We start from the raw sequence: 26,990 nt of genomic DNA, 5'->3' as shown, positions 1-26,990 counted from the left end.
GACGTCAGCGGGAATAGTAGTTGGGCGCCTCGGCGGTGAGGGTGATGTCGTGCGGATGCGACTCCTTGAGCCCGGCCGCGGTGATCTGGACGAACCGCGCCGTCTGCAGATCGGTGATCGACGACGACCCGGTGTAACCCATCGCGGCGCGCAGGCCACCCACCAGCTGGTGGATCACCTGGGACAGCGGGCCGCGGAACGGCACCCGACCCTCGATGCCCTCGGGGACCAGCTTCTCCTCCTTGAGGACGTCGTCCTGGAAGTAGCGGTCCTTGGAGTACGACTTGGCCTGGCCGCGTCCCTGCATCGCGCCGAGCGAACCCATGCCGCGGTAGCTCTTGAACTGCTTGCCGTTGACGAGCACGAGTTCGCCGGGAGCCTCGGCGGTCCCGGCGAGCAGCGAACCGAGCATCGCGGTCGACGCACCGGCCGCAAGGGCCTTGGCGATGTCGCCCGAGTACTGCAGACCGCCGTCGGCGATGACCGGTACGTCGGCCTTCTGGCAGACGGCGACGGCCTCGAGAATCGCGGTGATCTGCGGTGCGCCGACGCCGGCCACGACGCGGGTTGTGCAGATGGAGCCCGGTCCGACGCCGACCTTCACCGCATCAGCACCGGCGTCGATGAGGGCCTGAGCGGCCTCACGGGTGGCGACATTGCCGCCGACGACGTCGACGCGGTCGCCGACCTCGGCCTTGAGCTTGGCGACCATGTCGAGCACCAGACGATTGTGCGCGTGGGCGGTGTCGACGATGATCACGTCGACGCCGGCATCGGTCAGCGCCATCGCACGGTCCCACTGGGGTCCACCGGTGCCCACGGCCGCGCCGACGAGCAGACGGCCGTCGGAGTCCTTGGTGGCGTTCGGGTGCTGCTCGGTCTTGACGAAGTCCTTGACGGTGATCAGACCGGTGAGGCGACCGTTGCCGTCGACGATCGGCAGCTTCTCGATCTTGTTGCGACGCAGCAGCCCCAGGGCGGCCTCGGCGGAGACGCCCTCCTGCGCCGTGATGAGCGGCGCCTTGGTCATGACCTCGGCGACCGGACGGTTCTGGTCGACCTCGAAGCGCATGTCGCGGTTGGTGATGATGCCGATGAGCTCGCCCTTGTCGTCGACGACGGGCAGGCCGGAGATGCGGTACCGCGCGCACATCGCGTCGACCTCGGCGAGGGTGTGGGTCGGCGAACAGGTGACGGGATCGGTCACCATGCCGGCCTCGGACCGCTTGACGGTCTCGACCTGGGCCGCCTGCGCCTCGATGGACAGGTTGCGGTGCAGCACGCCCATACCGCCGGCGCGCGCCATCGCGATGGCCATGCGAGACTCGGTCACGGTGTCCATCGCCGAGCTCACCAGCGGCACGCGAAGGGTCACGTTCTTGGTCACCCGCGAGGAGGTGTCGACCTCGCTGGGGATCACGTCCGAGGCCGAGGGCAACAAGAGGACGTCGTCGAAGGTCAGGCCGAGCATTGCGACCTTGCCGGGATCGTCTCCACCGGTGCGAACATGCGTCATCGGTCCATCGTATCGACTCGATGGATGCGGCGATCGTCACACGTGCACTGTGCGCCGGGGACGCGTCCGGGAGGCCGTGTTCCCGCCTCCCCGGCGCCTGCCGTATATCGCCTGAATACCTTCGGATGCCTGCGGCGTGACAGCCCCGGGATCGGCTACGGTGGTGGGGTGCGTGACCACCTGCCACCCGGCCTCCCGCCGGACCCGTTCGCCGACGACCCGAGCGACCCCGCTTCCGCATTGGACAGCGTGGAGCCGGGCATCCCGTTGGACGAGAACGAGCGGCTGGCGGTCGAAGAAGACCTGGCCGACCTCGCCGTCTACGAGGCGCTGCTCGCCCACCGCGGCGTCCGGGGCCTCGTCGTCGTGTGTGATGACTGCCACGAGGACCACTACCACGACTGGGACATGCTCCGCGCGAACCTGATCCAGCTCCTCATCGACGGCACCGTCCGCCCCCATGAGCCGGCCGTCGACCCGCGCCCCGACGCCTACGTCACCTGGGACTACTGCCGCGGCTACGCCGACGCCCGCAACCACTACGACGAAGGCCGCTGACCCCCTCGGGGCCCACAGACCACCGATCCCTCTCACACGACTGCGCCCGTACCGATCTCGGTACGGGCGCAGTCGTCTGTGGTCGCGCGGGTCTAGCGGGGACGACCCTCGGACGCGTCGACGCCGGGCGGCGGCGTCCACGGGAACGCCGGGAAGTCGGCAGGTGTCCGCGTCATCGAGGAACTCGTGGGCGGCACCTCTTCGGTCGGCTCGCTCGGCGGGCTCGACGGCACCGGCTCCTCGCTCTGACCGGGCTCCTCGACCGGGGTGGGCACCTTGGTCGTGGGAGTCGTGGTCACGGAGGTGTCGGAGGGCGACGGCTCCCCGGACCGGTTGCGCACGTCCGGATTCGTGGTCGGCTCACCCGACTCGGTCACCGCGGGCTCCGACCGATCGGCCGACGACGTGGCCTCCCTGGTGGTCGGCAGACCGGCCCCGGCGCGCAGCCGGTTCATCCAGTCCGACATCTCCTCGCGGGTGTCCTTGTCGCGCATCGGCCCCATGCTGCCCTGGGCCTTGGCGATGAAGCTCGCGGCCGCCGCGGTGTCGCCGGCGGCGATGGCCGCCTCGGCGCGTTCGAGGTTGGCGCGTACGTCGTGGGCCGCCTGGGTCTCGGAGGCGGCCTCGGCGAACACGACCTGCTTGACGCCCCACAGCGGGTCACCCGGCTGCGAGCCCTCGGACAGGACGGTCAGGCCGGCGGCCGCCACGATGACGATCGCGGCCGCGCCGGACACGACGCGGAGGTGGCGCACCATGCGACGGCCACGACTCGCGCGTTCGGTGCTCTCGATGGCCCGCTCGACGTCGTCGACGGAGACCAGCTCCGGCACCGGGGCCGACACGGTCTCGTTGCGCCAACCCGAGAGAAGTTCGGCGAGTTCATATTCCGCGTCGTCACGCGTGGGGACGGGAACGTCGTGGGAAAGCGCCTCGAGGAAGTTCTCGTCGAAGCCGACCTCGGCGAGGTCCAGCGACTCCCCGCCGAGCACGCTCGCTTCGCGCTCGAGGGCGTCGTCGCCGGATACGGGACCACCGGTGGACGGGCCACTCGGACCGGGTCCCCGACCATGGGCCGGCGGCCGGCCGGGACGGCCGAGCTGCTCACGCCCGTGGACGGAGCGACGATGACGCCAGTCAGATCCTCCGCTCATCGTGACCTCCTGTCCGTTTCAACTCGTCCTTCAACTTGGCCAGCGCCCGGTGTTGGGCGACTCGAACCGCACCCGCGGTGCTTCCGATCATCTGGGCCGTCTCCTCGGCTGACATGCCGACGACCAGCCGGAGTACCAGCACCTCGCGCTGCTTCTCCGGAAGTATGTCGAGCAATGCGCGCATCCGCCTGCTGCTGTCGGCGTCGAGAGCCGACTGCTCCGGCCCACCGGTGACGTGTCCGACCTCGGGCACGTCCTCCACCGGATCGGCCTTGACCCGGGCGGCGACCCGCATGGCGTCGGCGACTTTGTGTGAGGTGATGCCGTAGACGAAGGCCATGAACGGCTTGCCCTGGTCCCGATAACGGGGCAGCGCGGTCATCACCGCCATCAAAGCCTCCTGCGCGATGTCATCTGCGGAGAACAGATGACGTTCTCCGATTCCGATTCGCCCTCGGCAATAGCGCAGGATCGGTTCCTGCACGCTTTCGAGAACTGATGTGAGAGCTGCACGATCGCCCTGGCCCGCGGCCCGGACGGCGTCGTCCAACTCACCACCTGTCAGCTTCATCGCGCGTAGGAATCCCCGTGTTACAGATCGGTTGACCGTTTGTGAGCCGGTCCTGTTACGGGCCCCGACACCCCGGAACGTCGTGACAACGCCGAGGCAGACCCTCAAACACCTTAGCCATCAGCCCTCGGGCATCAGTGCCATGCCCTTGCCGATCAGCGTGGCGCGAAGGTCCCGGTGCCTCTTCTCCTCTGAATCAGACGCCGCGACCATCCCGGTGAGCAGGCTCAGTCCCGCCCACTCCAGCGGCAGCAGACCGTGTTCACCTGCGTCGACGACTACGTTGCGGGCCCGGGCGGCCGACGCCTCGACCTCCCCCACACCCGCGAGGGCTGCCGCATGGATGAGAGAGGTCTTCACGCGGTGCCGCGCCGGTACGTCGGAGGTGTCGGACAGATGCCGGACCAGCAAGTCGCCGGCCTCCGCGTGGGCCAACCCCGCCGCGACGTCTCCGGAGTACAGGCCGAGTTCGGCGCTGACCCACTCCCAGCGAAGCCGGCACCGGCCGTGGGTGGGCCAGTCGACCGGCGGTGCCGAGACCCAGTCTTCGGCGGGATCGGACAGCAGTGACCGCGCACGATCGAGGACTCGCGCCGACGCTCCGAAACGAAGGAGACCGAGGTTGTCCGCGGCCAGCCCGATGAGGGCGTCGGCGCGTGCGGCCCGCACCGGGTCGACACCTGCCTCGCCGCCCGGTGCCGGATCGATCCCCGCGACGGTCGCGAACGCGAGACCGTCGAGCCCCAGCGAGAGGTCGTGGCGTCCGCCCTGACGCAGTAGAGAGGCCGTCGTGCTGCGGCACAGTGACAGCAGTGCCGCGGCCCCCGGTCCGCGCGGCATCGACCCGTGCGCGGACCGCACGTCCTCGCCCAGCCGGGCCAGCTCGGTGAGCGCCGCGGCGTACTCACCGCGTCCTCCCGCCTCCACGGCCGCCTTCCAACGCAGTTCAGGGGCCATGTCGAGGCCCTGCGAAGTGGTCTTGATCACTACGTCTCTTTTGGTTTGCATGAATTTAACGAACGATTCCCAACGTTAATCCTGAGACCAGATCACCGGCGGATAAGAAGCAGATTTCCTCGGTGTTAACCGTTGACATGGTCGTCGTTTGATGGTCGTTGCGTTCCCACCCTCCAGACAAACGCCATTTTGCTGAATACTCGCAGCTCATCGATCGTTCCTTTCGTCCGGTCGGAGGGCACGCCGACCGCTGGGCAGCACTGTGCTCTCGCCTTCCGTTCATCTAACGCGCCGTTAACATTTCCGAGACTTTCACCCGGCGGATCGCCGATTTCAACGGTATTGACGCCATTTCTCACACCCGCTTAATGTGAGCCCCAGCGTTGCAGGAAATCGACGTTTCTCCACCGAGCACCTCGGTGCGGCCCTAGACAAGGAGCAGCTGCCATGCCTCAGCCCAACCATCTCCCCGGCCCCAACGCAGACATCTGGGACTGGCAGATGTCCGGCCTCTGCCGCGGCGTCGACTCCTCGATGTTCTTCCATCCTGACGGTGAACGCGGCCGTGCGCGCGCTCAGCGTGAGCGTCGGGCCAAGGAACTGTGCCACCAGTGCCCCGTCATCGCCCAGTGCCGCGAGCACGCGCTCGCCGTGGCCGAGCCCTACGGGATCTGGGGCGGGCTCTCGGAGTCCGAGCGCAGCATGCTGATGAAGCGCGGTGTCGGCCGCCGCATGGCGAGCTGAGCAGTCCGTAACCGCCGGCGGAGAGGGACCCGCCGACGATCAGGGCCACCGCGGCACCACCGCACACAACACAGGAGCCGGGCATCCGCAGAGGATGCCCGGCTCCTGTGTTGTGTACTACCGGCGCGATGCGCTCAGCTCAGTGCGCGTGACCGTGTCCGGCGTGACCGGCCGGCTCCTGCGCGGGCTGATCGGTGATCGCGGTCTCGGTGGTGAGCACCATGCGGGCGACCGACGCGGCGTTGACAACCGCGGAACGGGTCACCTTCACCGGGTCGATGATGCCCTCGCCGACGAGGTCACCGTAGGTGAGGCTCGCGGCGTTGAAGCCCTCGTTCTTGCCGAGGTCGACGACCTTGGACACCACGACGGCACCGTCGAGACCGGCGTTGGAGGCGATCCAGAACAGCGGGGCCTTGGCGGCGTCCCGGACCACGCGGACGCCCAGCGCCTCGTCGTCGGTCAGCGAGGCGGCGAGCTCGTCGAGCACCTTCGATGCCTGGACGATGGCCGAACCGCCGCCGGGGATGATGCCTTCCTCGACCGCGGCCTTGGCTGCGGCGACGGCGTCCTCGACGCGGTGCTTGCGCTCCTTGAGGGAGGTCTCGGTGGCCGCACCGACGCGGATGACGGCGACGCCGCCGGCCAGCTTGGCCAGACGCTCGGCGAGCTTCTCCTTGTCCCAGTCGGAGTCCGACGCCTCGATCTCGCGACGCAGCTGCGCGGCGCGACCGGCGATGGCCTCCTTGGTGCCCGCACCCTCGACGATGGTGGTGGCGTCCTTGGTGACGACGACACGACGCGCCGAACCGAGAACCTCCAGGCCGACGGTCGACAGGGTCAGGCCCACGTCGGAGGTGACCACGGTGCCGCCGGTGACGACCGCCAGGTCCTCCATGAACGCCTTGCGACGGTCACCGAAGAACGGCGACTTCACCGCGACGGCGCGGATGGTCTTGCGGATCGAGTTCACCACGAGGGTCGACAGCGGCTCGCCCTCGACGTCCTCGGCGACGATCAGCAGGGACTTGCCCGCCTCGACGACCTTCTCCAGCAGCGGCAGGAACTCCGGCAGCGAGCTGATCTTGTCGCGGTACAGCAGCACGAGCGCGTCCTCGAGGACCGCTTCCTGGCTGTCGACGTCGGTGACGAAGTACGGCGAGAGGAAGCCCTTGTCGAACTGCACGCCCTCGGTGATCTCGAGTTCGGTCTGCAGACCCGAGCCCTCTTCGACGGTGACGACGCCGTCGGCGCCGACCACGCTCATCGCCTTGCCGACCATCTCGCCGATCTCCTCGTCACGCGAGGAGACGGTGGCGATCTGGGCGATGGACTGCTCGCCGTCGACCGGGGTCGCGGCGGCCAGCAGGGCCTCGCTCAGTGCGTCGGCGGCCTTGCTGATGCCCACGCCGAGTGCGATCGGGTTGGCACCGGCGGCGACGTTGCGCAGTCCGGCCTTGACCATCGCCTGCGCGAGAACGGTTGCGGTGGTGGTGCCGTCGCCTGCGACGTCGTTGGTCTTGGTGGCAACCGACTTCACCAGCTGGGCACCGAGGTTCTCGAAGGGGTCCTCGAGGTCGATGTCACGAGCGATGGTGACGCCGTCGTTGGTGACGCTCGGTCCGCCGAATGCCTTGGCCAGCACCACGTGCCGGCCGCGCGGGCCCAGGGTGACCTTGACGGTGTCGGCGAGCTGATCGATGCCTCGCTCGAGCGCCCGCCGCGCGGTTTCGTTGAATTCAATCTGCTTGGCCATGAATCTCTTTCTTCACGGGAGTCGTCCGACACAACGCACACCGCCCCGGTACCCCTGCACGGGGAGCCGGGGCGGTGCGTCGAGTCGCGAGACGACTCGCGGGGTCTGTGTGGCCCGAGTCCTACTTGCCGATGACGGCGAGGACGTCGCGCGCCGACAGGATCAGGTACTCCTCGCCGGCGTACTTGATCTCGGTGCCGCCGTACTTGCTGTAGATGACGGTGTCACCTTCCTTGACGTCCACGGGGACGCGGTTGCCCTGCTCGGTGACCCGGCCCTCGCCGACGGCGATGACGGTGCCTTCCTGCGGCTTCTCCTTGGCGGAGTCCGGGATGACCAGGCCCGAGGCGGTGGTCGTCTCGGCCTCGACGGCCTGCACCAGGATCTTGTCCTCAAGCGGCTTGATGTTCACGCTCGCCACGATGTGAGTCCTCAACTTTCGTACTGAGAAAGAATCTGCACGTTCATGGCCCTGGGACAAAACCTCGTCGTCGCGGGTGTCCGAGGCTTCACTCAGCGCCGACTAGCACTCTATACGTGCGAGTGCCAGCACTCAAGAGTGGAGGGTGCAAAATGCCGGAGTTTCGCTCGCCGCGAATACAGCTCGGCGCGTCGGGGCCCCCGAAGAGGCCTCAGAGCTGACTGACCCGCACCGACATCGCCGGGTCGGATGCGACCGTGAGCGGCGACGGCGCCGCGCCTCCGGCGATCACGTGCGCGCCCAGCGTCGCGATCATGACCCCGTTGTCGGTGCAGAGTCGCGGCTTGGGCACGCGCAGCGTGATGCCGGCGGCCGCGCACCGCTCCTCGGCGAGCGACCGAATCCGCGAGTTGGCGGTCGCACCACCGCCGAGGACGAGCGTGTCGACTCCCAGATCACCGCACGCACGAACCGCTTTCATGGTGAGCACGTCGGCGACGGCCTCCTGGAACGACGCCGCGACGTCGGCCACCGGGACCGCCACCCCGTCGCGCTCACACTTCTCCACGTACCGCGCGACCGCCGTCTTGAGACCGCTGAACGAGAAGTCGTGGCGGGCGTCGCGCGGGCCGGTCATCCCGCGGGGAAAAGCGATGGCCTCAGGGTCGCCGTCGCGGGCGGCACGGTCGAGGGCCGGGCCGCCGGGGAATCCGAGGTCGAGGAGTCGGGCGACCTTGTCGAAGGCCTCCCCCGCCGCGTCGTCGACCGTGGTGCCGAGTTCGACGATCGGCTCGGCGAGATCGGTGACGTGCAGCAGATGAGTGTGTCCGCCGGACACGAGCAGGGCGACGCACTCGGGCATCGGGCCGTGCTCGAGGGTGTCCACCGCGACGTGCCCGCCGAGATGGTTCATCGCGTACAGCGGCACATCCCAGGCGAGCGCATAGGCCTTGGCCGCGGCGACGCCGACGAGCAGCGCGCCCGCGAGCCCGGGCCCGATGGTGACGGCGATGGCGTCGGGCCGGTCGATGCCGGCGGCCTCACGAGCACGGCGCATCGTCGGCACGATGGCCTCGAGGTGTGCGCGCGAGGCGATCTCGGGGACGACGCCGCCGAAACGGGCGTGTTCGTCGACGCTCGAGGCGACCTCGTCGGCGAGCAGCGTCGCGTGGCCGGGGGTGTCGCCGTCGGCCGGCGTCCAGCGCACGATGCCCACTCCGGTCTCGTCGCAGGAACTCTCGATGCCCATGACGATCATGCCGGGCCCTCCTCGGGGTCGAGCGGCCGTCCCGAACTCGGGACCCGCAACATCGTGTAGGCATCCGCACCGGACGGCTGATAGTAGTTCCGGCGGATTCCGGCGGTGCTGAAGCCATGCCGGGAGTACAGGGTGATCGCGACGTCGTTGTCGGTGCGGACCTCGAGGAACACCGGGGCGTCGACGGCGTCGGCCACCGCCAGCATCGCCTCCAGCAGGTCCTTGCCGATCCCCCGCCCGCGATGGGCGGGATCGACTGCGATCGTGTGGATCTCGCATTCGTAGGCGTCGGGCTGACCGAGCGTGGAGATCCCGGCGTAGCCGATGACCTCGCCGCCCGCGCGTTCGCGCGCCGCGAAGTAGGTGTTGTAGGGCGCGTTCAGTTCGGCCCGGAACGCCGACGCCGGCCACGGCGAGTCCTCGGCGAACATCAGCTTCTCCAGCGCCGCGCACTGCGGGATGTCGCCGTAGGTCAGCGCATCGATGATCAGCTCCGGCGCCGTCACCGCGCGGCCCCCAGTTTCCGGGCCTTCTGCTCGACCGCATCGGGACGTCGGAGATACAGCGGCACAAGGGGTTCGGGGATCTCACCGGCGATGATCGCGGGAGCGGCCGCCGCGACGAGTCCGCGAGCCGACGGCACGGTGGCCTGCGGCGGCGCGCCCGTCCAGCCGACCAGTTCGAGATGGGACGCCGAGCCGGACGCCGCCCCGACCTCGCCTGCGGTGAATACCGGGGACAGTTCCTCGGCGACCGTCGCCGGGGCGGTGACCTCGGGTCCGCGCACCCGCGCACCGTCGCGGTACAACGCCCAGTACACCTCTCGGCGCCGGGCGTCGGTGACGACGAGGACGTCGGAACCCTCGCCGGGCGGGGTCGTGTCGAGGTTGAGCGCGTCCAGCGAACACACGCCGTGGGCGGGGATGCCGAGTGCGTCGGCGAAGGCCGCGCCGGTGGCCATGCCCACGCGCAGACCGGTGAACGGCCCGGGGCCGCATCCGACGACCACCGCGGCCAGCGAGTCGCGGGAGATCCCGGACTCGGCAAGGCATTCCGCGATCAGGGTGGTGAGCAGTTCGGCATGCCGACGGTGGTCGGTGACCACGCGTTCGGCGAGCACCCGCACATCGGCGATCGTGTCGCCGGTCAGTTCGACGACCCCGGTGACCACCGAGTCGGTCGCGGTGTCGATCGCGAGCACCGTCCGGGCCGCGCCGAGACCCCCTTCACCGGAACTCATTCCTCACCTCACCCACTCCCACTCCACATGTCGCACATCGGTGTCCACATCCCGGCGCAACCGCACCACGAGATAGCGCTGCGCCAGCCGCTCGGCCACACCCTCACCCCATTCGACCACGACGACCGCATTCGTCAGCTCCGTGTCCAGGTCCAGGGCGTCGAGCTCGTCGAGACCGCCTCGCGCCAGTCCCCCGTCCCCGTCGCCGCCTGCCAGCCCGAGCCGGTACGCGTCGACGTGAACCATCGCCGGCCCTCCGGGACGGCCCGGCCGGTGCTCGCGCGCGATGATGAAGGTCGGCGAGGTGACCCGGCCCTCGATCCCCAGACCTGCGCCGATGCCGCGCGCCAGGGCGGTCTTGCCCGCACCGAGCGGGCCGTCGAGGATCACCAGGTCGCCCGGCGACAACACGGTGGCGAGTTCGGCGCCGAACGCCTCGGTGTCGGCGACCTCCGGTAACTCGCGGGTCCCGGTGCGGTCGGTGACCGGCGTCGGGCGGGTTCCGCCGGCGTGCGGCCTCTCCGGGCTCATGCCTTCGCCCGTCGCTTCCACCAGCGACGCCGGGGCGCAGGCAGCGCGACCCGGGCGCGGTCCACGAGATCGACGATCGCGTCGCTGACCAATCGGGGTTCCTCCATCTGGACCATGTGACCGGCTCCCTTGACCACCACGAGACGAGAATCCGGGCCGAGCTGGGAGTACATGCGCACCGAGTTCGGCAGCGGCGTCAGCCGGTCCTTGTCGCCGCACACGACGGTCGTGGGCACCTGCGCCAGCACCGGAAGCGCCGTCGACTCGTCGTGGATCTCCAAGGCGTGCAAGAAGTTCACGATGGTCTCGATCGGCGTGGACTGGATCATCTTCTCCACGGCGCTACCGAGCGCCGGACTGAAGAACGCCGGGCCGAAGCTGGCCGCGACGAGCACCGGTTCGAGGGCCTGGCGGGTCAGTCCGCGGCCGGCCTGGACCAGGCGCGGTGCGCGGCGGACGCTCAGGCGGAAGGCGTCGATCACCGGATTGCCCAATCCCTCACCGAGTCCCGCCTCGGTCAGGCCCCGCGAGGCGGTCGCGACCAGGCCGACCCCCGCAACCGGTCCGGTGGACGAGAACAGCGCCGGGTGCCGGCGCGCCAGACCCATCACCGTCATGCCGCCCATCGAATGCCCCACCACCACAACGGGTCCGCTGGTCACCGTCGAGCGGATCACCGCCGCGGCGTCGTCGGCGAGTTGCGCGATCGTGCAGGTCTCGGCCGGCGCGGGATCGCTCTCGCCGTGGCCGCGGTGATCGTAGAAGACGAAGCGGTAGTTGCGGTCGGCCCACTCGGCGGCAAGCTGTTCACATTGGAAGTGCCAGCTCGCCAACCGCAGGCTGAACCCGTGCACGAAGACGATGGTGAGCTCGGGATATGCGCCGTTCGGGACGTCACCGAGGTCGATGGTCCGGACCGCGAGATCGAGGCCGTCGTCGGTGGTCACGGTCCGTGCGTGCTCGTCGTACATCGTGGTGAGGTCGATGTCGGCGTGGGGATCCGACCTGCCGACGACGCTCTTGCGCGCCATGTTGCGCGCCGCGCCGATCGCCGCCAGGCCGCCCAGTGCCGCGACACCCGCCAACCCGGCCAGCAGCCCGACGCGTTCGGAATCGTCCACCACGCTCACCCCGCTCACTCGTCGGCCACCGCGTCACCGCGGGCCGGGCCCGCGTTCAGGTAGCGCCGGACCGCACGGTTGCCGACCTGGGAGACGATCTCGTAGTCGATGGTGCCGATGGCGTCGGCCCAGTCCTTGGCCGTGACGCCGCCGCGGGCGCCGGTGCCGAAGAGTTCGACCTCGTCGCCCTCCCGCACCCCGGCCCCGTCTGGTCCGAGGTCGACGACGAACTGGTCCATGCAGATGCGCCCGATGCCGTCGAACAGGCGATCGGCGATGCGCACCCGGATGCGGCCCGACAGCAGTCGCGGCACCCCGTCGGCGTAACCGGCCGGGACGATCGCGACGACGGTGTCGTGCGGTGTGATCCAGGTGTGACTGTAGGAGACGCCCTGCCCGGCAGCGACCTTCTTGACCAGGGCCACCCGCGCCGACAGCGTCATCGCCGGGATGAGCCCGAAGTCGCCGAGTTCGGGGACCGGGGTCCGGCCGTACAGTGCGATACCGGGGCGGACGAGGTCGCGCGCCAGGTCCGGACGGGTCAGTGCCGCAGGAGAGTTCGCGATGTGCATGATCTCGGGCGCCGCGCCGAGGCGGGCGAGGTCGGCGGCCGCGGCGTCGAGCCGGGCGGCCTGCTCGCTGTTGAGGGGATGGTCGGGTTCGTCGCCGCGGGCGAGGTGACACATCACCGCGCGGACGGTGACCGCTCCCTCGGCGTGCGCCTTCGCGAGCTTCTCGGCGAAGTCGTCCCATTCGTCGACGGCGACGCCGCTCCGGTTGAGGCCGGTGTCCACCTTGGCCGTCACGCTCGCCTCGACACCGGTGGCCCGGGCGGCGGCGACCACCGCGTCGAGCTGCGCGGCGGAAGACAGGGCGATCTCGATGCGATCGGTGACGGCACCCGAGAAGTCCGCCCCCGGTGTGTGCAGCCAGGCGGTGATCGGCGCGTCGATCCCGGCGGCGCGCAGTGCGCGCGCCTCGGTGATGTGCGCGACGCCCAGCTCGGCGGCACCCGCGGCGATCGCGGCCTTCGCGACCGGCACGGCGCCGTGGCCGTAGGCGTCGGCTTTCACGACCGCCATCACGGCAGCGTTCGAAGCAGTACGCAACACATCGAGGTTGTGCGCGATGGCGCCGAGGTCGACGGTCGCGGTCAGGGCAGCGGAAGTCATCGCCGACCATTCTCCCAGATCGTCACCACCGATTTGTGCGCGGCGACCCGCGGAACGCCATGACCAGCCATTTCACCCGGCCGTGTATGAGTAATCACACCGATGCGGCCGTCGCGGGGACGCGGTTGGCTGAACGACAGATGCAGCTCACCTCTTCAGAAAGCGGCCATGTACGCCACCATGAATCCCGTGTCCGGTCACCCCGACCCCGGTTTCCCCGATGACTTCGTCCCCGTGGACCCGCTCGTGTACGGCCCCGCCGATCCCGCTCTCCCCGCCGGCCGCACCCCCGGCATGCGCGAATCGGTGACGGCCTGGGTGTCGAACGGCCTCGCCTGGGTCTCCCTGTTCACCAGCGCGGTCCTGTTCTTCGTCGCGATCCTCGAGGCGCTGGGTGAGAACGACGCGGACGGCTGGGTGTTCGCGGCGATGGTCCTGTACGTGGTGGGCGTCGTCGCGACCGTCGGCGCGGTGGTCGGGCTGCTCGTCTCGTTTGTCAGACGTCTCGGCGCCGACGAGCTGCACCGGGCGGGGCCGATCGTCGATCTGGTGCTGCTCTCGATCGTCACGCTGATCAGCGTGGCGGGGTCGGCGTCTCCGCTGCTGTTCTTCCTGTAGCGAACTCGCGGATCGCCGGGCGCAGCGCGGCGAGCAGCGCGGACGCACCGATGGGGGCTCCCCGGCTCGCCAGCAGCGCGGCGTGGGCGTGGACGCGAGCCGCCCAGGCACCCGCCTCCTGAGGTGACCGGCCGGCGGCGAGCAGCGAGCCGGCGATCCCGGCGAGCACGTCGCCGGCGCCCGCGGTCGCGGCCCAGGACGATCCGGCGTCGTTGCCGGCGACCCTTCCCGACGGATCGGCGACCAGCGTGATCCGGCCCTTCAACAACACCGTGACACCCCACCGGGCGGCGAGGTCGGCGACCGCGGACACCCGATCGGCTCCCACCTCGGACCCGGTCAACCGCGCGAACTCACCCGCATGCGGGGTCAGGAGCGTCGGTGCCGCGCGACCGGCGACGAGTCCGGGTTCGTTCGAGACGATGGTGAGCGCATCGGCATCGACGAGGACCGGTAGATCGGAGTCGAGAACGGTACGCAGCAGCGCCGTCGCGGCGGCGTCGGTACCCATGCCCGGGCCCACCACCCACGCCTGGACCCGGCCGGCGTCGGCGAGGTCCGGCGCGGCGACCACCTCGGGGAAGTGCGACACCACCTCGGCGTGCGCCGAACCGACGTACCGGGTCATACCCGAGGTCGCGGTGACCGCGGCCCCGGAGGCCAGGATCGCCGCACCCGGGTAGCGGTGTGAGCCGGCGATGACCCCGACCACGCCCTGGGTGTACTTGTCGTCCGCGGGACCCGGTACGGGCCAGTCGATCTCGGCGTCGGAGTACGAGATGAGCTGTCGCACAGCTGGTTCGACGGGATCGCCGATGCCGATGTCGATGACGACCACCCGGCCGCACCGCGGTGCCGCGAGGAGGTGTGCGCGACGAGGGAAGCCGAAGGTGACGGTGACATCGGCACGGACCGACGGGGTGTGCACCTCGCCGGTGTCGGCGTCGACGCCGGACGGCAGATCGACTGCGACGACAATTGTCTCGGGATCGAGGCCGGCGAAGACCGCCGCGGCGGCGGGCCGCAACGGTCCCCGGCCACCGATGCCGACGACCCCGTCGATGACGGCGTCGAGCCCGGCGGGCAACGCGTCGTCGACACGACCGCCGGCCGCCCGGAACGCCCGCAGCCCGGCCGGGTGCGCCTTGTCGGCGGCGAGCAGCACAGCGTGAGCAGCCACTCCGCGACGGGCGAGTTCGGCGGCGGCGAAGAGGGCGTCACCACCGTTGTCGCCGGCGCCGACGACGACACCCACGGACCGGCCGTAACAACCGCCGGTCCGGTTCAGCTCGCCGACGACGGCCTGCGCGACCCCATGCGCGGCACGGCGCATCAGCGTCCCGTTGGCCAGCAGGTCTCCCGACGCCCGCTCGGCGTCGCGGACCTCGTCGGCGGTCAGGTACCGGGTCGGCATGGGTGCCGGTCTATTCGACGGTCACCGATTTGGCCAGGTTGCGCGGTTTGTCGACGTCGTAACCGCGGGCCTGGGCGACGCTCGCGGCGAACACCTGCAGCGGCACCGTGGAGACCAGCGGCTGCAGGAGCGTCGGCGTCTTCGGGATCGGGATGAATTCGTCGGCGACCGCGCGGGCGGCCGCGTCGTCGGCTTCGGCGATGACGATCGTGCGCGCACCGCGGGCCTGGATCTCGCGGATGTTGCTGACCATCTTCGAATGCAGCACCGCGCGACCCTCCGGGGACGGCATCACGGTGATGACCGGCAGGCCGTCCTCGATGAGAGCGATGGGGCCGTGCTTGAGTTCACCGGCGGCAAAGCCCTCGGCATGCATGTACGCGAGCTCCTTGAGCTTCAATGCACCTTCGAGTGCCACCGGGTAGCCGACGTGGCGACCGATGAACAGCACCGTGTTGTGGTGGGACAGCGACTGGGCGAGCTCGCGGACGGGCTCCATGGTCCCGAGAACCTCGGCGACCGAATCGGCCATGGCCTCGATGGCGGCGAACTCGCGGGCCACCTCGTCGGCGTACTTGGTGCCGCGCGCCTGTGCGAGAGCCAGACCGACCAGGTACGCCGCGACGATCTGCGCGAGGAAGCACTTGGTCGACGCGACGCCGATCTCCGGACCGGCGTGGGTGTAGAGCACCGCGTCGGATTCGCGCGGGATCTGCGCACCGTTGGTGTTGCAGATGGCCAGCACGCGGGCCTTCTGGTCCTTGGCGTGCCGGACGGCCTCGAGGGTGTCGGCGGTCTCGCCCGACTGGGAGATCGCCACGACCAGCGTCGACCGGTCGAGGACCGGGTCGCGGTAGCGGAACTCGCTGGCCAGCTCGATCTCGACCGGCAGCCGCGTCCAGTGCTCGATCGCGTACTTCGCCAGCAGACCGGCGTGGTACGCCGTGCCGCAGGCGACGACGAAGACCTTGTCGACGTCGCGCAGGTCGTCGTCGGTCAGCCGCTGCTCGTCGAGCACGATGCGCCCGTTCTGCAGGTGACCGAGCAGGGTGTCGGCGATCGCGCGCGGCTGCTCGGCGATCTCCTTCAGCATGAAGAAGTCGTAGCCGCCCTTCTCGGCCGCGGCGAGATCCCAGTCGATGTGGAACGGCTTGCCCGCGCGCTCGTTCCGGTCGAAGTCGGTGATCGTGTAGGTGTCGGCGGTGATGACGACGACCTCGTCCTGGCCCAGCTCGACGGCTTCGCGGGTGTGCTCGATGAACGCGGTCACGTCGGACCCGACGAACATCTCCCCCTGACCGACGCCCACCACGAGCGGGGTCGACCGGCGGGCGGCGACGATGGTGTCCGGATGGTCGGCGTGGGTGAACACGAGGGTGAACGCACCTTCGAGCCGCCGCAGCCCCGCGTAGGCACTCGCGACGAAGTCACCGGCGGTGGGACCGAAGGTGTAGTACTTCGAGACCAGGTGGACGGCGGTCTCGGTGTCGGTCTCCGACCCGAACTCGACGCCGTCCTGCTCCAGCTCGGCCCGCAGCTCGGCGTAGTTCTCGATGATGCCGTTGTGGACGACCGCGATCTTGCCGTCATCGCTGGCATGCGGATGCGCGTTGCGGTCGGTCGGCTTGCCGTGCGTGGCCCACCGCGTGTGGCCCATGCCCGTGGTCCCCGACAGCGACTCGCGGCCGACGGTCGCGATCTGCTTCTCCAGGTTCTCCATCCGGAGGGCCTTTTTCTGGATCGCGGTGTTACCGGCGCCGTCGAGGATGGCGACGCCGGCCGAGTCGTACCCGCGGTACTCCATCCGTCGCAAAGCCTCGACGACGATGTCCAGGGCATCGCGCCGCCCCACGTATCCGACGATTCCACACATAGCTAGTCAGCGTACCTGCGTGCTGACGGAACGACGCGCCCGCGCGGGGGAACGACGCGCCCGCGCGCTGACGAACGACGTGCCACCGTGCGGGGCGTCACTCCAGGGTCTTGGGGACCACGACATTCGGTGCCGCGGCGGGTACCGGAGACGCTGCTCGACGACGCTTGCGTTCCTTGGCGCCGAGCAGTTTGGCGATGCGGTCCTGCACCTCCGGCGGGTCGTCGAGGTCGACGGCCGGCACCTTGCCGAGAACGGTGTCGGGGTCGGAGAACGCCTGGTACTCGGCGTCCTGCGTGAGCGTGTGCAGCAGGAAACCGGTGGTCAGAGCACGCACGGCGGTGTGCGTCTTCTTGTCTGCGCCGTTGCTCCCCCACAGCGCACCGATCGTCCGGTGCTCGACGAGGCCGCGCGACGTCGCGCCGGGCGGCGTGCGCAGCACCACACGACGCTCGTCGTCCGAGGTGTGGTCGGCGCCGTAGGCCTGGGCGAGCGGGAGTGCGTTGCCATCGATCGTGTCGAGTTCGCCGATCGCGGAGACGATGAGACCGGGTGCGCTGACGCTACGTGCGGCGGGCAGGAGTCCGGCGGTGGTCGGCGCCGGGAACAGCGCGGCCACTCCTCGGACCTCCGGCTGCGGCTGACCGTGCAGGATGCCCTCCGACGCGGCGATGACCGCCGCCGACGCCCCGAACCCGTGACCGGCGAAACCCACCTTGGCCGGGTCGACGGTGATCTCACCGAAGCCCAGCCGGACCCGCGTCACGATCGACAGCGCCGAGCGCAGCTGAGCGGCCATCGCATCGTCGGAGACCAGTACGCCCCGCTGACCGGCCGGGATCGCCACCACGATGCCCCACGAGGCCAGGTGGTGGCACAGGTCGCGGTAGCGGCTCGGCGAGGACAGCCAGCCGTGGCCGAAGGCGATGGCGGGCAGTCGTTCCCCGCTCGCGGGGGTGAACACCTCACCGCGTGTACCGACGATCCCGAGATCGCCGCGCAGGACTCGGTGCGGCCCCCGACGGCCGAGCGCGGCCATCAGCTTCGCGGGCGGCTGCGATGGTTTCGAACGCTTCTTGCCTGGCACAGCAGACAGCCTATGCGTTCGGTGGCGGCAGATGCGGACTGGCGTCGGCCATGTCGGCGGGCAGCATGATGCCGGGCAGCGCATCGGCGGCGTCGGCCTCGTGCTCGAGTTGGGCACGCAGCCGGTCGGTCTCCGATTGCGCGGCGGTGCGCCGGTGTTCGGTCATCGCGAGGTCGAGATCCCGCTGAGCAGCGGAGAAACGGTGCGAGGCGTCGGCGACCTCGGCGGTGGCCGAGCGCGCGAGCGCCTCGATCTGGTCGGCGAGGCTCACTGGTCACCTGCCAGGGCCAGGTCACCCGCGGACCGCTCGGGCGTGGCGGCGGTGTCGGGATCGGTCGATGGGGTGCTGCCGCCGCGGGTGTCGGCGACGACGTGGGTCGGGGTCGGCGTTCCCCCGCCGGGACCGGCCGCCGGCCTCCCCTCGACGGCACCGGCTGCTTCGGCTCCGGGGACGCTCTGCGCGACTTCGGTTTCCACGGCCGGCGAACCGCTCAGCCGGAACGGGATGTCTTGCTGCTCCTGTTCCTCCTGCTGCTCCCCGGACTCCGGCGCCGCCAGTACCGTCTCGGTCGGCACGGCAGGCGGCTCGGCCGGAACCGGTTGCGGACGGGCCGACTCGACCGGATAGGGGTCGTCGTCGATCCCGTCGAGGGACCGGTTGAGGATGTCGAGGATCCCGGCGATCCCGCGCAGCGTTGCGTCGACCGAGGTGGTGAACAGCTCGACACGCGACCGGATGTCCTCGACCGCGACGTCGAGCGGGACAAGCCCGGTCAACACGGCCTGAGGTAGCTCGGCCGGCGGTGTTCCCGCGGCGCTCGGCGCCGACAGCCGGGCGATCGCGAGGTAGAAGGTGCGGAGCAACCGGTCGATCCCCGATGCGGCCGCGGAGGTGGCGTCGGTGACGGTGTGCAGAAGGTAGAGGTCGGATTCCGCGCGCCGCTGATGGTCGACGACCGCGCCGATCGCGAGTGACGCGGACCTGCCGTGCCAGCCGTCGAGCCGAACCCGCTGTTCGGGCAGGTGATGCAGCTGTTCGGCGACGGCTCGGTGGGCTGAGACCAGAACCCGGCTGTCCGCCGACAGCGCGGTGATGTCGAAGTCGTCCACCGCTCGGAGGCCGGCACGGACCGAGGCGTCGTCGGGGACGGGTACGCCCATCAGCCGCCCGGCCGCGAGCAGCCCGGTCAGCGCCGCGGCGCCGTCCTGCGCGTCCGTCCGCAACGCGGTCAGGGAATCCTGGCCCCTCCTCATTGCGCGGCCACCCCGGAACCCGGTGTCGGACGCGCGATCTCGCTCGCGGCCCGCGCGTCACCGTCGGCCATGGCGATCGCGGAGTCGCGCAGGTTCTGCGCGAGCACGGCCGCGGCCTGCGACTGCGTCCGGAGGCGGGCGGACAGCGTGGCGCTCATCTCGGCGTAGGTCGCGGCGGACGGCCCCAGCGACGACGCCGCGCCGGGGCCGGCATCGGTGCGCGCCCACCGGCCGAAGTCGTGCGCGGCGAGGTCGTCGGCGACGGCGTTGAGGACCAGCGACGAACGCCGGTAGTAGACCGAGACCGCGGACACCTGCTCGACGTCCATCGCGATCCGGTTCGGCTCGACGCCGCCCATCTGCTCACCCCCGTTCATCCCCTGCCCCCGATCCTCCCGGTCGCGGACGATGCCTGATCGTACCCATCCGGAGTGCCGTCGTCCCGGCCCGGCGACCTGCCAACTTGGACGCGCACGAGCCGATCTCGGTTCCATCCTTCCGGTAACCGGGATCGGCGTCCTTGGGATTTCCGACAACGACCCGGTCGGCGACACCTTCCCGTCGTCACATTCTTCACCGAGAGTGACACCGACCACACCGTCGGTGAAAGGACCATGCAATGAGTACGTCGGACGTCAACTTCGGACTCTGGTACGACTTCCGCAATCCGCCCGGGAACTCGCGCGGTTTCGGCGACTTCTACCGCGCAACACTCGACCAGATCACCTGGGCGGAGTCGATCGGGATCGACTCGGTCTGGCTGACCGAGCACCACTTCATGGAGGACGGTTACACGCCGTCGCCGTTCCTGCTCGCCTCCGCGATCGGCGATCGGACGACGACGATGAAGATCGGCACCAACCTCGTCGTGTCGCCGTTGCACAACCCCATCCGCCTCGCCGAGGACTCGGCCACGCTGTCCCTGCTGACCGGGGGACGATTCTCGCTCGGTGTCGGGCAGGGATACTGGGAACCGGAGTTCGAGGCTTTCGGACGGCGCCTGATCAACCGGCCGAGCCTGCTCGAGGAAGGCGTGGAGATCGTGCGTCGCTGCTGGTCCGGATCGGCCGAACCGTTCGACGGCAAACGCCTGCGCAAGCCCGCCCTGCCCGTCACTCCCACCCCGGAGACGACGCCCGACCTCCTGGTCGGTGCAATGGCCGACCCGGCCATCGAACGGGCCGCCCGCATCGGCGACGGCTTCCTCAGCACCCAGAACGCGCACCACGCTTCGTACCTGGACGCGCTCGAACGACTCGGCCGGTCCCGTGACGAGGGCCGGATCTTCGCCGGGCAGTGGACGATCATCGCCGACGATCCCGAACGGGAATGGTCGCGTATCGGCACCCACGCGCTCTACCAGATCAACAAGTACATCGAGATGGGCGCGTTCGGTCCCATCCCGCAGTTCACCGACCCCGGCCAGCTCGTCGACGCCGGCTCGTTCACCCTCTGGGAGCCGGCCACCGCCGTCGACGAGCTCACCGCGTTGCTGACCGCCACCCCGCAGATCGAGGACGTGCACTTCTGGGCGCAGCTGCCCGGTGAGTCCATCGACAGCGGCAGCGCTCGCATCGAGCTCCTCGCCGGCAAGGTCGTTCCGGAGGTCCGGGCCCGTCTGGCCGCGCGATCGTCCGTGGAGGTCCCTGCATGAACCACGGTCCGTCGGCCCACCCGCTGCTGATCACCGACTTCCTGTACCGGGCACGAGACATGTTCGCCGACAAGGAGATCGTCGATCACGTCGACGGCGCCGAGGTCCTCCGGTACACGTACCGGGACTATGCCGACCGGGTCCTGCGGCTCGCGTCGGCCCTCGTCGCGAGCGGCATCCGGCCGGGCGACCGGGTCGGCACGCTGGCCTGGAACCATCGGCGGCACCTGGAGCTGTACCTCGCGGTGCCGCTCGCCGGAGCGGTGCTGCACACGATCAACATCCGGCTCTCCCCCGACGAGATCGCCTACATCGTCGACCACGCCGACGATGCGATGATCTTCGCCGATCCCTCGCTGGATCACCTGCTGTCCACCGCCCGCGAACGCCGTCCGGGCATGCCGGTGATCCCGATCGACACCGACGACCAGGGCGCGCCGACGGGAACGACTCTCGACTCGATGGTCGCCTCGGCGGAAGCGATCGCGGCACCGGTCGCCCGCGCGGACGACGATCTGGCCGTCCTCTGCTACACGTCGGGTACGACGGGAGCGCCGAAGGGCGTTGGATATTCCCACAAGTCCCTGTACCTGCACACCATGGCGGCCTGCCTGGCCGACGGGCACGCGATCTCCGAACGCGACCGCGCCCTGCTGGTGGTCCCGATGTTCCACGCCAACGCGTGGGGAGTCCCGTTCGCGGCCTTGATGTCCGGGGCGTCGCAGATCCTGCCCGGACCACATCCCACACCCGCGCAGATCGCCGGCATCATCGCCGCCGAGCGGGTGACCTACACCGGGATGGTGCCGACGGTGGCGGTGGACCTGCTCGCCCACGCCCAGACCGCGGGTACCGACCTGAGCAGTCTCCGCGCGCTGGTCCTGGGCGGTTCGACGCCGACCCTCGGCCTGATCCGCGACCTCGAGGCACTCGGCATCCCGGTGTTCCAGGGCTGGGGCATGACCGAGATCTCGCCGATGGCGACGTTCTCCCGTCCCCCGGCATCCACCGACGACGACCCGGAACGCCGCTGGGCGTACATCCGGAAACAGGGGCGGCTCCTGCCGGGTCTGCAGTGGAAACTCGTCGACGAGGACGGCCGGGTCATGCCCCACGACGGGATCAGTCGCGGCGAGATCCTGATCCGTGGCCCGTGGGTCGCCACCGGCTACTACCGTGCCGATCATCCGGACAAGTTCGACGACGGCTGGTTGCGCACAGGCGACATCGGCGTCGTCGACGAACACGGTTACCTGACGATCGTCGACCGCACCAAGGACCTCATCAAGTCCGGTGGCGAGTGGATCAGCTCTGTCGCGCTGGAGGAGGCGCTGATCGAACACCCCGCCGTCCATCAGGCAGCGGTGGTCTCCGTTCCGCATCCGCGCTGGCAGGAGCGTCCTGTCGCGTACGTCGTCGGCGACGAGGGCCTCGACGTGGAGGCGGTGAAGGCCGAGCTCGCCGACCGCGTCCCGCGCTGGTGGGTGCCCGAATTGATCGTCGCCGTCGATGCCCTCCCGCGGACCAGCGTCGGAAAACTCGACAAACGGCGACTCCGCGAACAGGCGGCCGGTACACCCGACTTGTGGGAACCCACAACCGCCGCGGATTCTCCCGTTCCCGTGACGCACGCCGATTCCTAACGTCGACAGTGTGAAGTTCAGCCTGTTCTACGTGTTGGAGAGTCCGGACCGGGACTTTCGGCGGGCCTACGACGAGATGCTCTCGCAGGTCGAGATCGCCGAGCGTCTCGGCTTCGACGGGGTCTGGCTCGCCGAACACCACGGCAGCGCCTACGGTTCGATGCCGTCGCCGCAGGTCGCGGCGGCGGCCATCGCGGCCCGCACCTCCCGGATGCGCATCGGTATCGCGGTCAGCAATCTGACGCTCGCCTGGCCGGTCCGGATCGCCGAGGACTTCGCGATGGTCGACGTGATCTCCGGCGGCCGGCTCGACTTCGGTGTCGGACGCGGCTACCAGCCCCACGAGTTCCGTGCGATGGGTGTCGCCGACAAGCAGGACGTCAGCCGTGAGGTCTTCGACGAGGCGTTCCAGATCGTCACCGGACTGTGGACCAAAGCGGTCGGCGAGCCGTACACGTTCCACGGCAGGCACTTCCACATCGACAGCGTGGACTGCCGGCCGGCACCACTCCAGCAGCCGACGCCTCCGATCTATGTGGCGTCGATCAGCCCCGAGACGTTCGACCTGGTCGCCGACCACGGACACAACATGCTCGTGACGCCGACGCTGATGACCCTGCCCGAGCTGAACGGCTTCGTCGTCAACGCCAAGCGCACGCTGATGCACCGCGGCCGCGATCCCCTCTCCCTCGACTTCCCGATGAACTGGCAGATCCATCTCGCCGAGGACGACGAGCAGGCCGTCCGCCGGGCCCGGCCGAGTCTCGAGTGGTACTTCGACAACGTCATGTCCGCCGTGCCGCAGGGTGCCGCGACCCCGGCGGGCTACGAGCGCTACGCGGCCTTGGCGGAGGCCGCGGCCGAGGGCGCGATGTCGCTGACCGGCCTGCGCGAGGGCGGCATCTGTTACGTCGGCGACCCCGACGGACTCATCCGCGAGATCGAGATCCTGCGCGAGGAAACGGGTCTCGACCATCTCATCTGCTGGATGCGGTTCGGCGGGATGCCCCACGACGACGTCGTGCGGTCGATGGAGCTCCTCGCCGAGCACGTCATCCCGCGTTTCGCCGACGCCCCACCACTCGTCCCCCGTGCCCTTCGGCACGAGGAACCCACCCAGACCGACAAATATTTCGAAATCGAGTTCGACGATGAAGGAGAAGTCCATGAGCTATCTCGCGGTTGAGAACGATCGCCGGATCTACTTCGAGCACCACCGCGGGGACGCGCGTCCCATCGTGCTGATCCACGGCTGGGGCGCCAACACCCGCTGCTGGGACACCACCGCCCCCGCGCTCAAGGCCGCGGGTCACGAGGTCGTGCTCGTCGATCTGCGCGCATGTGGCCGCTCCGACAAGGACTTCGAAGACGTCTCGATCGCGGCCCTGGCCGAGGACATGGTCAAGGTGGTCGAGCATCTCGGCCTGACCTCTCCCGTCATCAACGGTTGGTCTCTCGGCGGAGCCGTCGCCACGGCCGCCGCGGCGTCCCTCGGCTCGCGTGCCGGCGGCCTGGTCCTGACCGGTGGTGCGTCGCCGCGCTACACCGCGACCGACGACTGGCCCTACGGCGGCTCCGCCGAAGACGTCGAGGGAGTCCTCGCCGGTGCCGCCGCCAACCGCGCCGACACCTTCCGCGGCGTGGCCGGCGCGGTGTGCGCGACTCCTCCGAGTTCCGATGTCCTGGATTGGATCTGGGGGATGTTCCTGGAGATGGGTCCGGCCGGGGACGACTCGCTGCGTGACCTCGCCCGTACCGACCTGCGCAAGGAGCTGGGCGGACTCGACATCCCGATCCTGCTCCTGCACGGCCGGGACGACGCCTTCGTCCCGTTCGCCGGGGCCGAGGCCGTCCTCGAACTCAACTCCCGTGCTCGTCTCGTCCCGTTCGACGCCTGCGGTCATGCCCCGTTCCTCGAGGACCGGGACCGCTACCTCGCCGAACTGACCGGTTTCCTGAAGTCATGAGCGCCCAACCCCGGGTCTGGATCGTCACCGGCGGGTCGCGCGGCATCGGCCGGGCCGTCGTCGAGACCCTCACGGCCCGAGGCGATTCCGTCGTTTCCCTGGCGCGCGGCGTGGCGACCACGCCGTTCACCAGGCCGACACAGGTCCTGGAGCTGAAGACCGACATCACCGACTCCTCGTCGGTGGCCCGCGCACTGGCCACCGTCAAGGAGGAGTACGGCGGCGCCCACGGCCTGATCAACGTCGCCGGCGTGCACCGCGGTGGACGGGTCGACGATCTGAGTCGCGAGGACTGGGATCTTGTGCTGACCACCAACCTCACCGGCGCCTTCGAGATGTGCAAGGCCACGGTCCCGATCCTCGAACCGGGTTCGTCGATCGTGAATGTCGGTGCGGTGGTCGGCTTTCGGGGATTCCCGGGCGACGTCGCCTACGGCTCGGCGAAGGCCGGTCTCAGCGGTCTGACGCAGGTCCTCGCCGCGGAACTCGCCCCGCGCGACATCCGGGTCAACCTGGTCATCCCCGGTTTTGTGGATACCGACATGACCTCCGGACTCAGCGACCGGGCTCGGGCACGCATCGTCTCGTCCATCCCCGCCGGGCGGACCGGCCGGCCGGAGGAGATCGCGCAGGTCATCGTCGATGTCGCACTGTCCACCTACATGTACGGCGCGATCGTGCCCGTCGACGGTGGACTGATGAACACCTTCAGCGGCGGCGGCCGGTGACGTGGGGCCGGGCCGCCTCGGCCCGGTTGTGACAACCCACAAGAGGCGCGAAACACGAGGGTGACTCACGCCACACCAACCCATAACGTCGTTGTTGCACACAGTTTCTCGCCTTCCTCGGAGGGTGACGGTCAGAAGGAGGCCAATCGGTGTCAACCAGTACAGCGAGCGTCAGCACGGAGCAGCAGAACAAGGCTCTGGTCGCGGAGTTCATGGAGGTGTTCTCCCGCGGCGACGTGGACGCCATCCTGTCCTTCCTGGCGCCGACGGCCACCTGGTGGGTGGGCGGAGAGATCGACGGTATCTCCGGAACCAAGAACAAAGAGGAATTCGGCGCAATGCTGGCCGGCCTCTCCGCCACCACCAAGACCGGCGCCATCGCGCTCACCCCGCTCGCCTTCACCGCCGAGGGAGAACGCGTGGCGGTCGAGACCGAGTCGTACTCGGAGATGAACAACGGCAAGGTCTACAACAACCTCTACCACTTCGTCTTCGTGGTCCGCGACGGAAAGATCCACGAGGTCAAGGAGTTCCTGGACACCGAGCACACCCGCGCGGTCTTCCTCGGCTGAGAACTCCTCCTCGGAGTTCCCAACACCCCCGTCCCCTGATTCTCCAATCCCCTCAATCTCCAACCCAACTGAACCAAGGAGTCAATGCAATGGATGTCGGCGTACTTCTCGTCTTCCAGAACTACCACGAGAACGTGAGCGACGAAGAGGTCTTCCTGCGCGACCTCGAGCTCGGCGTACTGGCCGAGAAGGCCGGTTTCGACTCGGTCTGGTCGGCGGAGCACCACTTCGACGACTACTCGATGTGCCCGGACAACTTCGCGATCCTGTCCTACCTCGCCGGCCGCACCTCGAAGGTCAAGCTCGGCATCGGCGCTACCATCCTGCCGTGGAACGATCCGCTGCGCGTCGTGGAGAAGGCCATCATGCTGGACCAGATGTCCGGTGGCCGTGTGCTTCTCGGCATGGGCCGCGGCCTGGCGAAGATGGAGTACGAGGCCTTCGGCATCCCGATGGACGAGGCCCGCCCGCGCTTCAACGAAGCCGCCGAGATGGTGCTGCGCGGCCTCCGCACGGGCGTCGTGTCCGGCGACGGCCCGATGTACCCGCAGAAGGAGATCGCGCTGCGACCGGCCCCGAACCCGAACACCTCATGGGACGGTCGGCTTTTCGCCGCGGCGATGTCGCCCGACTCGGTTCCGGTGGTCGCCGACCTCGGCGTCCAGATGATGACCTTCATGCAGTTCCCGTTCGAGCAGCACGCCGAGGCCATCAACGGCTGGAAGCAGATGTTCCGCGACGCCCAGGGCGTCGAGCCCGGCCCGCCGGTCATCCAGGACTTCGTCATCTGTCACGAGGACGAAGAGGAAGCCCGCCGACTGGCCTACGAGCACATCAACCGCTACTTCCTGTCGGTCATCAAGCACTACGACTTCGCCGGCAAGCACTGGCGTGAGACCAAGGGCTACGAGACCTACCAGGCGGGTGCGGACATGATCCGCGAGGCCGGCATGGAGGCCGCGGCCGATGCCTACGTCGAGGCGAACATCTACGGCACGCCCGAACAGTGTGTCGAGAAGTACGCCTACCGCCACGAGCTCATCGGCGACTTCCTCCCCAACGCGGCCTTCGCCTTCGGCGGTCTGCCCTTCGACGAGGCCGAGAAGAGCCTGAAGCTCTTCGGCGAGAAGGTCGTCCCCGAGGTCCACAAGATGAAGGCCAAGGCGCCCGCGGCGGTCTGA

General features: G+C 69.4%; 28 protein-coding genes. 10 read left to right on the top strand and 18 right to left on the bottom strand.

What is annotated here, in order from left to right:
• Window positions 1-4 precede the first annotated feature (4 nt).
• A complete protein-coding gene (guaB, locus tag GKZ92_RS08065; protein ID WP_035750559.1) occupies window positions 5-1,516 on the bottom strand; it encodes an IMP dehydrogenase in 1,512 nt (503 codons plus the stop codon).
• A gap of 168 nt (window positions 1,517-1,684) precedes the next feature.
• Here guaB and GKZ92_RS08060 point away from each other — a divergent pair, with 168 nt between their 5' ends.
• Window positions 1,685-2,074, top strand: a complete 390-nt coding sequence (locus tag GKZ92_RS08060; RefSeq protein WP_005195870.1) for a DUF5319 domain-containing protein — start codon at window positions 1,685-1,687, stop codon at window positions 2,072-2,074.
• Between the two features lie 92 nt (window positions 2,075-2,166).
• On the opposite strand, the gene GKZ92_RS08055 is transcribed toward GKZ92_RS08060, so the two are convergent.
• The 3 genes from GKZ92_RS08055 to GKZ92_RS08045 all read right to left on the bottom strand — a co-directional run bounded on the left by GKZ92_RS08055 (window position 2,167) and on the right by GKZ92_RS08045 (window position 4,786).
• Window positions 2,167-3,228 carry an anti-sigma-D factor RsdA gene (locus GKZ92_RS08055; protein ID WP_006360724.1) on the bottom strand — a complete coding sequence of 354 codons (1,062 nt, stop codon included), beginning with the start codon at window positions 3,226-3,228 and terminating at the stop codon, window positions 2,167-2,169.
• Window positions 3,212-3,799 (bottom strand): sigma-70 family RNA polymerase sigma factor, encoded by a 588-nt coding sequence (locus tag GKZ92_RS08050; RefSeq protein WP_035750555.1) that lies wholly within the window; start codon window positions 3,797-3,799, stop codon window positions 3,212-3,214. Before GKZ92_RS08050 ends, GKZ92_RS08055 begins: the two co-directional genes overlap by 17 nt.
• Before the next feature lie 120 nt (window positions 3,800-3,919).
• Complete coding sequence (locus GKZ92_RS08045; protein WP_081790133.1) at window positions 3,920-4,786, bottom strand: hypothetical protein; 867 nt, start codon at window positions 4,784-4,786, stop codon at window positions 3,920-3,922.
• 417 nt (window positions 4,787-5,203) lie between these two features.
• On the opposite strand from GKZ92_RS08045, the gene GKZ92_RS08040 reads away from it, so the two are divergent.
• Window positions 5,204-5,500: a WhiB family transcriptional regulator gene (locus GKZ92_RS08040; RefSeq protein WP_006360721.1), complete on the top strand. Its 297-nt coding sequence runs from the start codon at window positions 5,204-5,206 to the stop codon at window positions 5,498-5,500.
• A gap of 139 nt (window positions 5,501-5,639) precedes the next feature.
• On the opposite strand, the gene groL is transcribed toward GKZ92_RS08040, so the two are convergent.
• The 8 genes from groL to alr all read right to left on the bottom strand — a co-directional run bounded on the left by groL (window position 5,640) and on the right by alr (window position 12,999).
• On the bottom strand, window positions 5,640-7,256 hold the full coding sequence (gene groL / locus GKZ92_RS08035) for a chaperonin GroEL (RefSeq protein ID WP_006360720.1): 1,617 nt from the start codon (window positions 7,254-7,256) through the stop codon (window positions 5,640-5,642).
• Window positions 7,257-7,377: 121 nt separating this feature from the next.
• Window positions 7,378-7,677, bottom strand: coding sequence for a co-chaperone GroES (gene groES, locus GKZ92_RS08030; protein WP_004019185.1), 300 nt, complete (start codon window positions 7,675-7,677; stop codon window positions 7,378-7,380).
• 211 nt (window positions 7,678-7,888) lie between these two features.
• On the bottom strand, window positions 7,889-8,935 hold the full coding sequence (gene tsaD / locus GKZ92_RS08025) for a tRNA (adenosine(37)-N6)-threonylcarbamoyltransferase complex transferase subunit TsaD (protein WP_006360718.1): 1,047 nt from the start codon (window positions 8,933-8,935) through the stop codon (window positions 7,889-7,891).
• Window positions 8,932-9,441 carry a ribosomal protein S18-alanine N-acetyltransferase gene (rimI, locus tag GKZ92_RS08020; protein WP_006360716.1) on the bottom strand — a complete coding sequence of 170 codons (510 nt, stop codon included), beginning with the start codon at window positions 9,439-9,441 and terminating at the stop codon, window positions 8,932-8,934. Before rimI ends, tsaD begins: the two co-directional genes overlap by 4 nt.
• Window positions 9,438-10,175, bottom strand: coding sequence for a tRNA (adenosine(37)-N6)-threonylcarbamoyltransferase complex dimerization subunit type 1 TsaB (gene tsaB, locus GKZ92_RS08015; RefSeq protein ID WP_075862857.1), 738 nt, complete (start codon window positions 10,173-10,175; stop codon window positions 9,438-9,440). The genes rimI and tsaB overlap by 4 nt, the downstream gene beginning before the upstream one ends.
• A gap of 3 nt (window positions 10,176-10,178) precedes the next feature.
• Window positions 10,179-10,706, bottom strand: coding sequence for a tRNA (adenosine(37)-N6)-threonylcarbamoyltransferase complex ATPase subunit type 1 TsaE (tsaE, locus tag GKZ92_RS08010; RefSeq protein WP_075862856.1), 528 nt, complete (start codon window positions 10,704-10,706; stop codon window positions 10,179-10,181).
• Entirely contained in the window at window positions 10,703-11,845 is a 1,143-nt protein-coding gene (locus GKZ92_RS08005; RefSeq protein WP_075862855.1) for an alpha/beta fold hydrolase, read from the bottom strand. The genes tsaE and GKZ92_RS08005 overlap by 4 nt, the downstream gene beginning before the upstream one ends.
• The gene (alr, locus tag GKZ92_RS08000) at window positions 11,842-12,999 is read right to left on the bottom strand and encodes an alanine racemase (RefSeq protein WP_035750551.1); all 1,158 of its coding nucleotides are present in this window, start codon (window positions 12,997-12,999) and stop codon (window positions 11,842-11,844) included. The genes GKZ92_RS08005 and alr overlap by 4 nt, the downstream gene beginning before the upstream one ends.
• A 168-nt stretch (window positions 13,000-13,167) precedes the next feature.
• Here alr and GKZ92_RS07995 point away from each other — a divergent pair, with 168 nt between their 5' ends.
• Complete coding sequence (locus tag GKZ92_RS07995) at window positions 13,168-13,617, top strand: hypothetical protein (protein WP_006360711.1); 450 nt, start codon at window positions 13,168-13,170, stop codon at window positions 13,615-13,617.
• Here GKZ92_RS07995 and GKZ92_RS07990 read toward each other — a convergent pair.
• From GKZ92_RS07990 to GKZ92_RS07965, 6 genes are all read right to left on the bottom strand, one after another.
• Window positions 13,574-15,031: a bifunctional ADP-dependent NAD(P)H-hydrate dehydratase/NAD(P)H-hydrate epimerase gene (locus GKZ92_RS07990; RefSeq protein ID WP_035750547.1), complete on the bottom strand. Its 1,458-nt coding sequence runs from the start codon at window positions 15,029-15,031 to the stop codon at window positions 13,574-13,576. The two genes, GKZ92_RS07995 and GKZ92_RS07990, sit on opposite strands and share 44 nt — an antisense overlap.
• A gap of 10 nt (window positions 15,032-15,041) precedes the next feature.
• Window positions 15,042-16,904: a glutamine--fructose-6-phosphate transaminase (isomerizing) gene (glmS, locus tag GKZ92_RS07985; RefSeq protein WP_006357761.1), complete on the bottom strand. Its 1,863-nt coding sequence runs from the start codon at window positions 16,902-16,904 to the stop codon at window positions 15,042-15,044.
• A 97-nt stretch (window positions 16,905-17,001) separates the two neighbouring features.
• Complete coding sequence (locus GKZ92_RS07980; protein ID WP_042376694.1) at window positions 17,002-17,991, bottom strand: dienelactone hydrolase family protein; 990 nt, start codon at window positions 17,989-17,991, stop codon at window positions 17,002-17,004.
• 10 nt (window positions 17,992-18,001) lie between these two features.
• Window positions 18,002-18,262, bottom strand: a complete 261-nt coding sequence (locus GKZ92_RS07975) for a hypothetical protein (protein ID WP_006357759.1) — start codon at window positions 18,260-18,262, stop codon at window positions 18,002-18,004.
• A complete protein-coding gene (locus tag GKZ92_RS07970; protein ID WP_042376692.1) occupies window positions 18,259-19,245 on the bottom strand; it encodes a hypothetical protein in 987 nt (328 codons plus the stop codon). Before GKZ92_RS07970 ends, GKZ92_RS07975 begins: the two co-directional genes overlap by 4 nt.
• Window positions 19,242-19,604, bottom strand: coding sequence for a hypothetical protein (locus GKZ92_RS07965; RefSeq protein WP_006357757.1), 363 nt, complete (start codon window positions 19,602-19,604; stop codon window positions 19,242-19,244). The genes GKZ92_RS07970 and GKZ92_RS07965 overlap by 4 nt, the downstream gene beginning before the upstream one ends.
• 260 nt (window positions 19,605-19,864) lie before the next feature.
• On the opposite strand from GKZ92_RS07965, the gene GKZ92_RS07960 reads away from it, so the two are divergent.
• From GKZ92_RS07960 to GKZ92_RS07930, 7 genes are all read left to right on the top strand, one after another.
• The gene (locus GKZ92_RS07960; protein ID WP_006357756.1) at window positions 19,865-20,899 is read left to right on the top strand and encodes an LLM class flavin-dependent oxidoreductase; all 1,035 of its coding nucleotides are present in this window, start codon (window positions 19,865-19,867) and stop codon (window positions 20,897-20,899) included.
• Window positions 20,896-22,542 (top strand): long-chain fatty acid--CoA ligase, encoded by a 1,647-nt coding sequence (locus GKZ92_RS07955; protein ID WP_006357755.1) that lies wholly within the window; start codon window positions 20,896-20,898, stop codon window positions 22,540-22,542. The genes GKZ92_RS07960 and GKZ92_RS07955 overlap by 4 nt, the downstream gene beginning before the upstream one ends.
• Window positions 22,543-22,552: 10 nt before the next feature.
• The gene (locus GKZ92_RS07950) at window positions 22,553-23,728 is read left to right on the top strand and encodes an LLM class flavin-dependent oxidoreductase (RefSeq protein ID WP_006357754.1); all 1,176 of its coding nucleotides are present in this window, start codon (window positions 22,553-22,555) and stop codon (window positions 23,726-23,728) included.
• Window positions 23,709-24,509, top strand: a complete 801-nt coding sequence (locus GKZ92_RS07945) for an alpha/beta fold hydrolase (protein ID WP_035750542.1) — start codon at window positions 23,709-23,711, stop codon at window positions 24,507-24,509. The genes GKZ92_RS07950 and GKZ92_RS07945 overlap by 20 nt, the downstream gene beginning before the upstream one ends.
• Window positions 24,506-25,237 carry an SDR family NAD(P)-dependent oxidoreductase gene (locus GKZ92_RS07940; protein WP_006357752.1) on the top strand — a complete coding sequence of 244 codons (732 nt, stop codon included), beginning with the start codon at window positions 24,506-24,508 and terminating at the stop codon, window positions 25,235-25,237. The genes GKZ92_RS07945 and GKZ92_RS07940 overlap by 4 nt, the downstream gene beginning before the upstream one ends.
• 149 nt (window positions 25,238-25,386) lie before the next feature.
• Window positions 25,387-25,809, top strand: coding sequence for a nuclear transport factor 2 family protein (locus GKZ92_RS07935; protein ID WP_005195822.1), 423 nt, complete (start codon window positions 25,387-25,389; stop codon window positions 25,807-25,809).
• Between the two features lie 89 nt (window positions 25,810-25,898).
• Entirely contained in the window at window positions 25,899-26,990 is a 1,092-nt protein-coding gene (locus GKZ92_RS07930) for an LLM class flavin-dependent oxidoreductase (RefSeq protein WP_006357751.1), read from the top strand.

It is taken from the genome of Gordonia sp. 135, assembly GCF_009720185.1.
Classification (GTDB): domain Bacteria; phylum Actinomycetota; class Actinomycetes; order Mycobacteriales; family Mycobacteriaceae; genus Gordonia; species Gordonia alkanivorans.
Note: the sequence above shows the minus strand (reverse complement) of the source record. Positions and strands in the feature narration are given on the sequence as shown.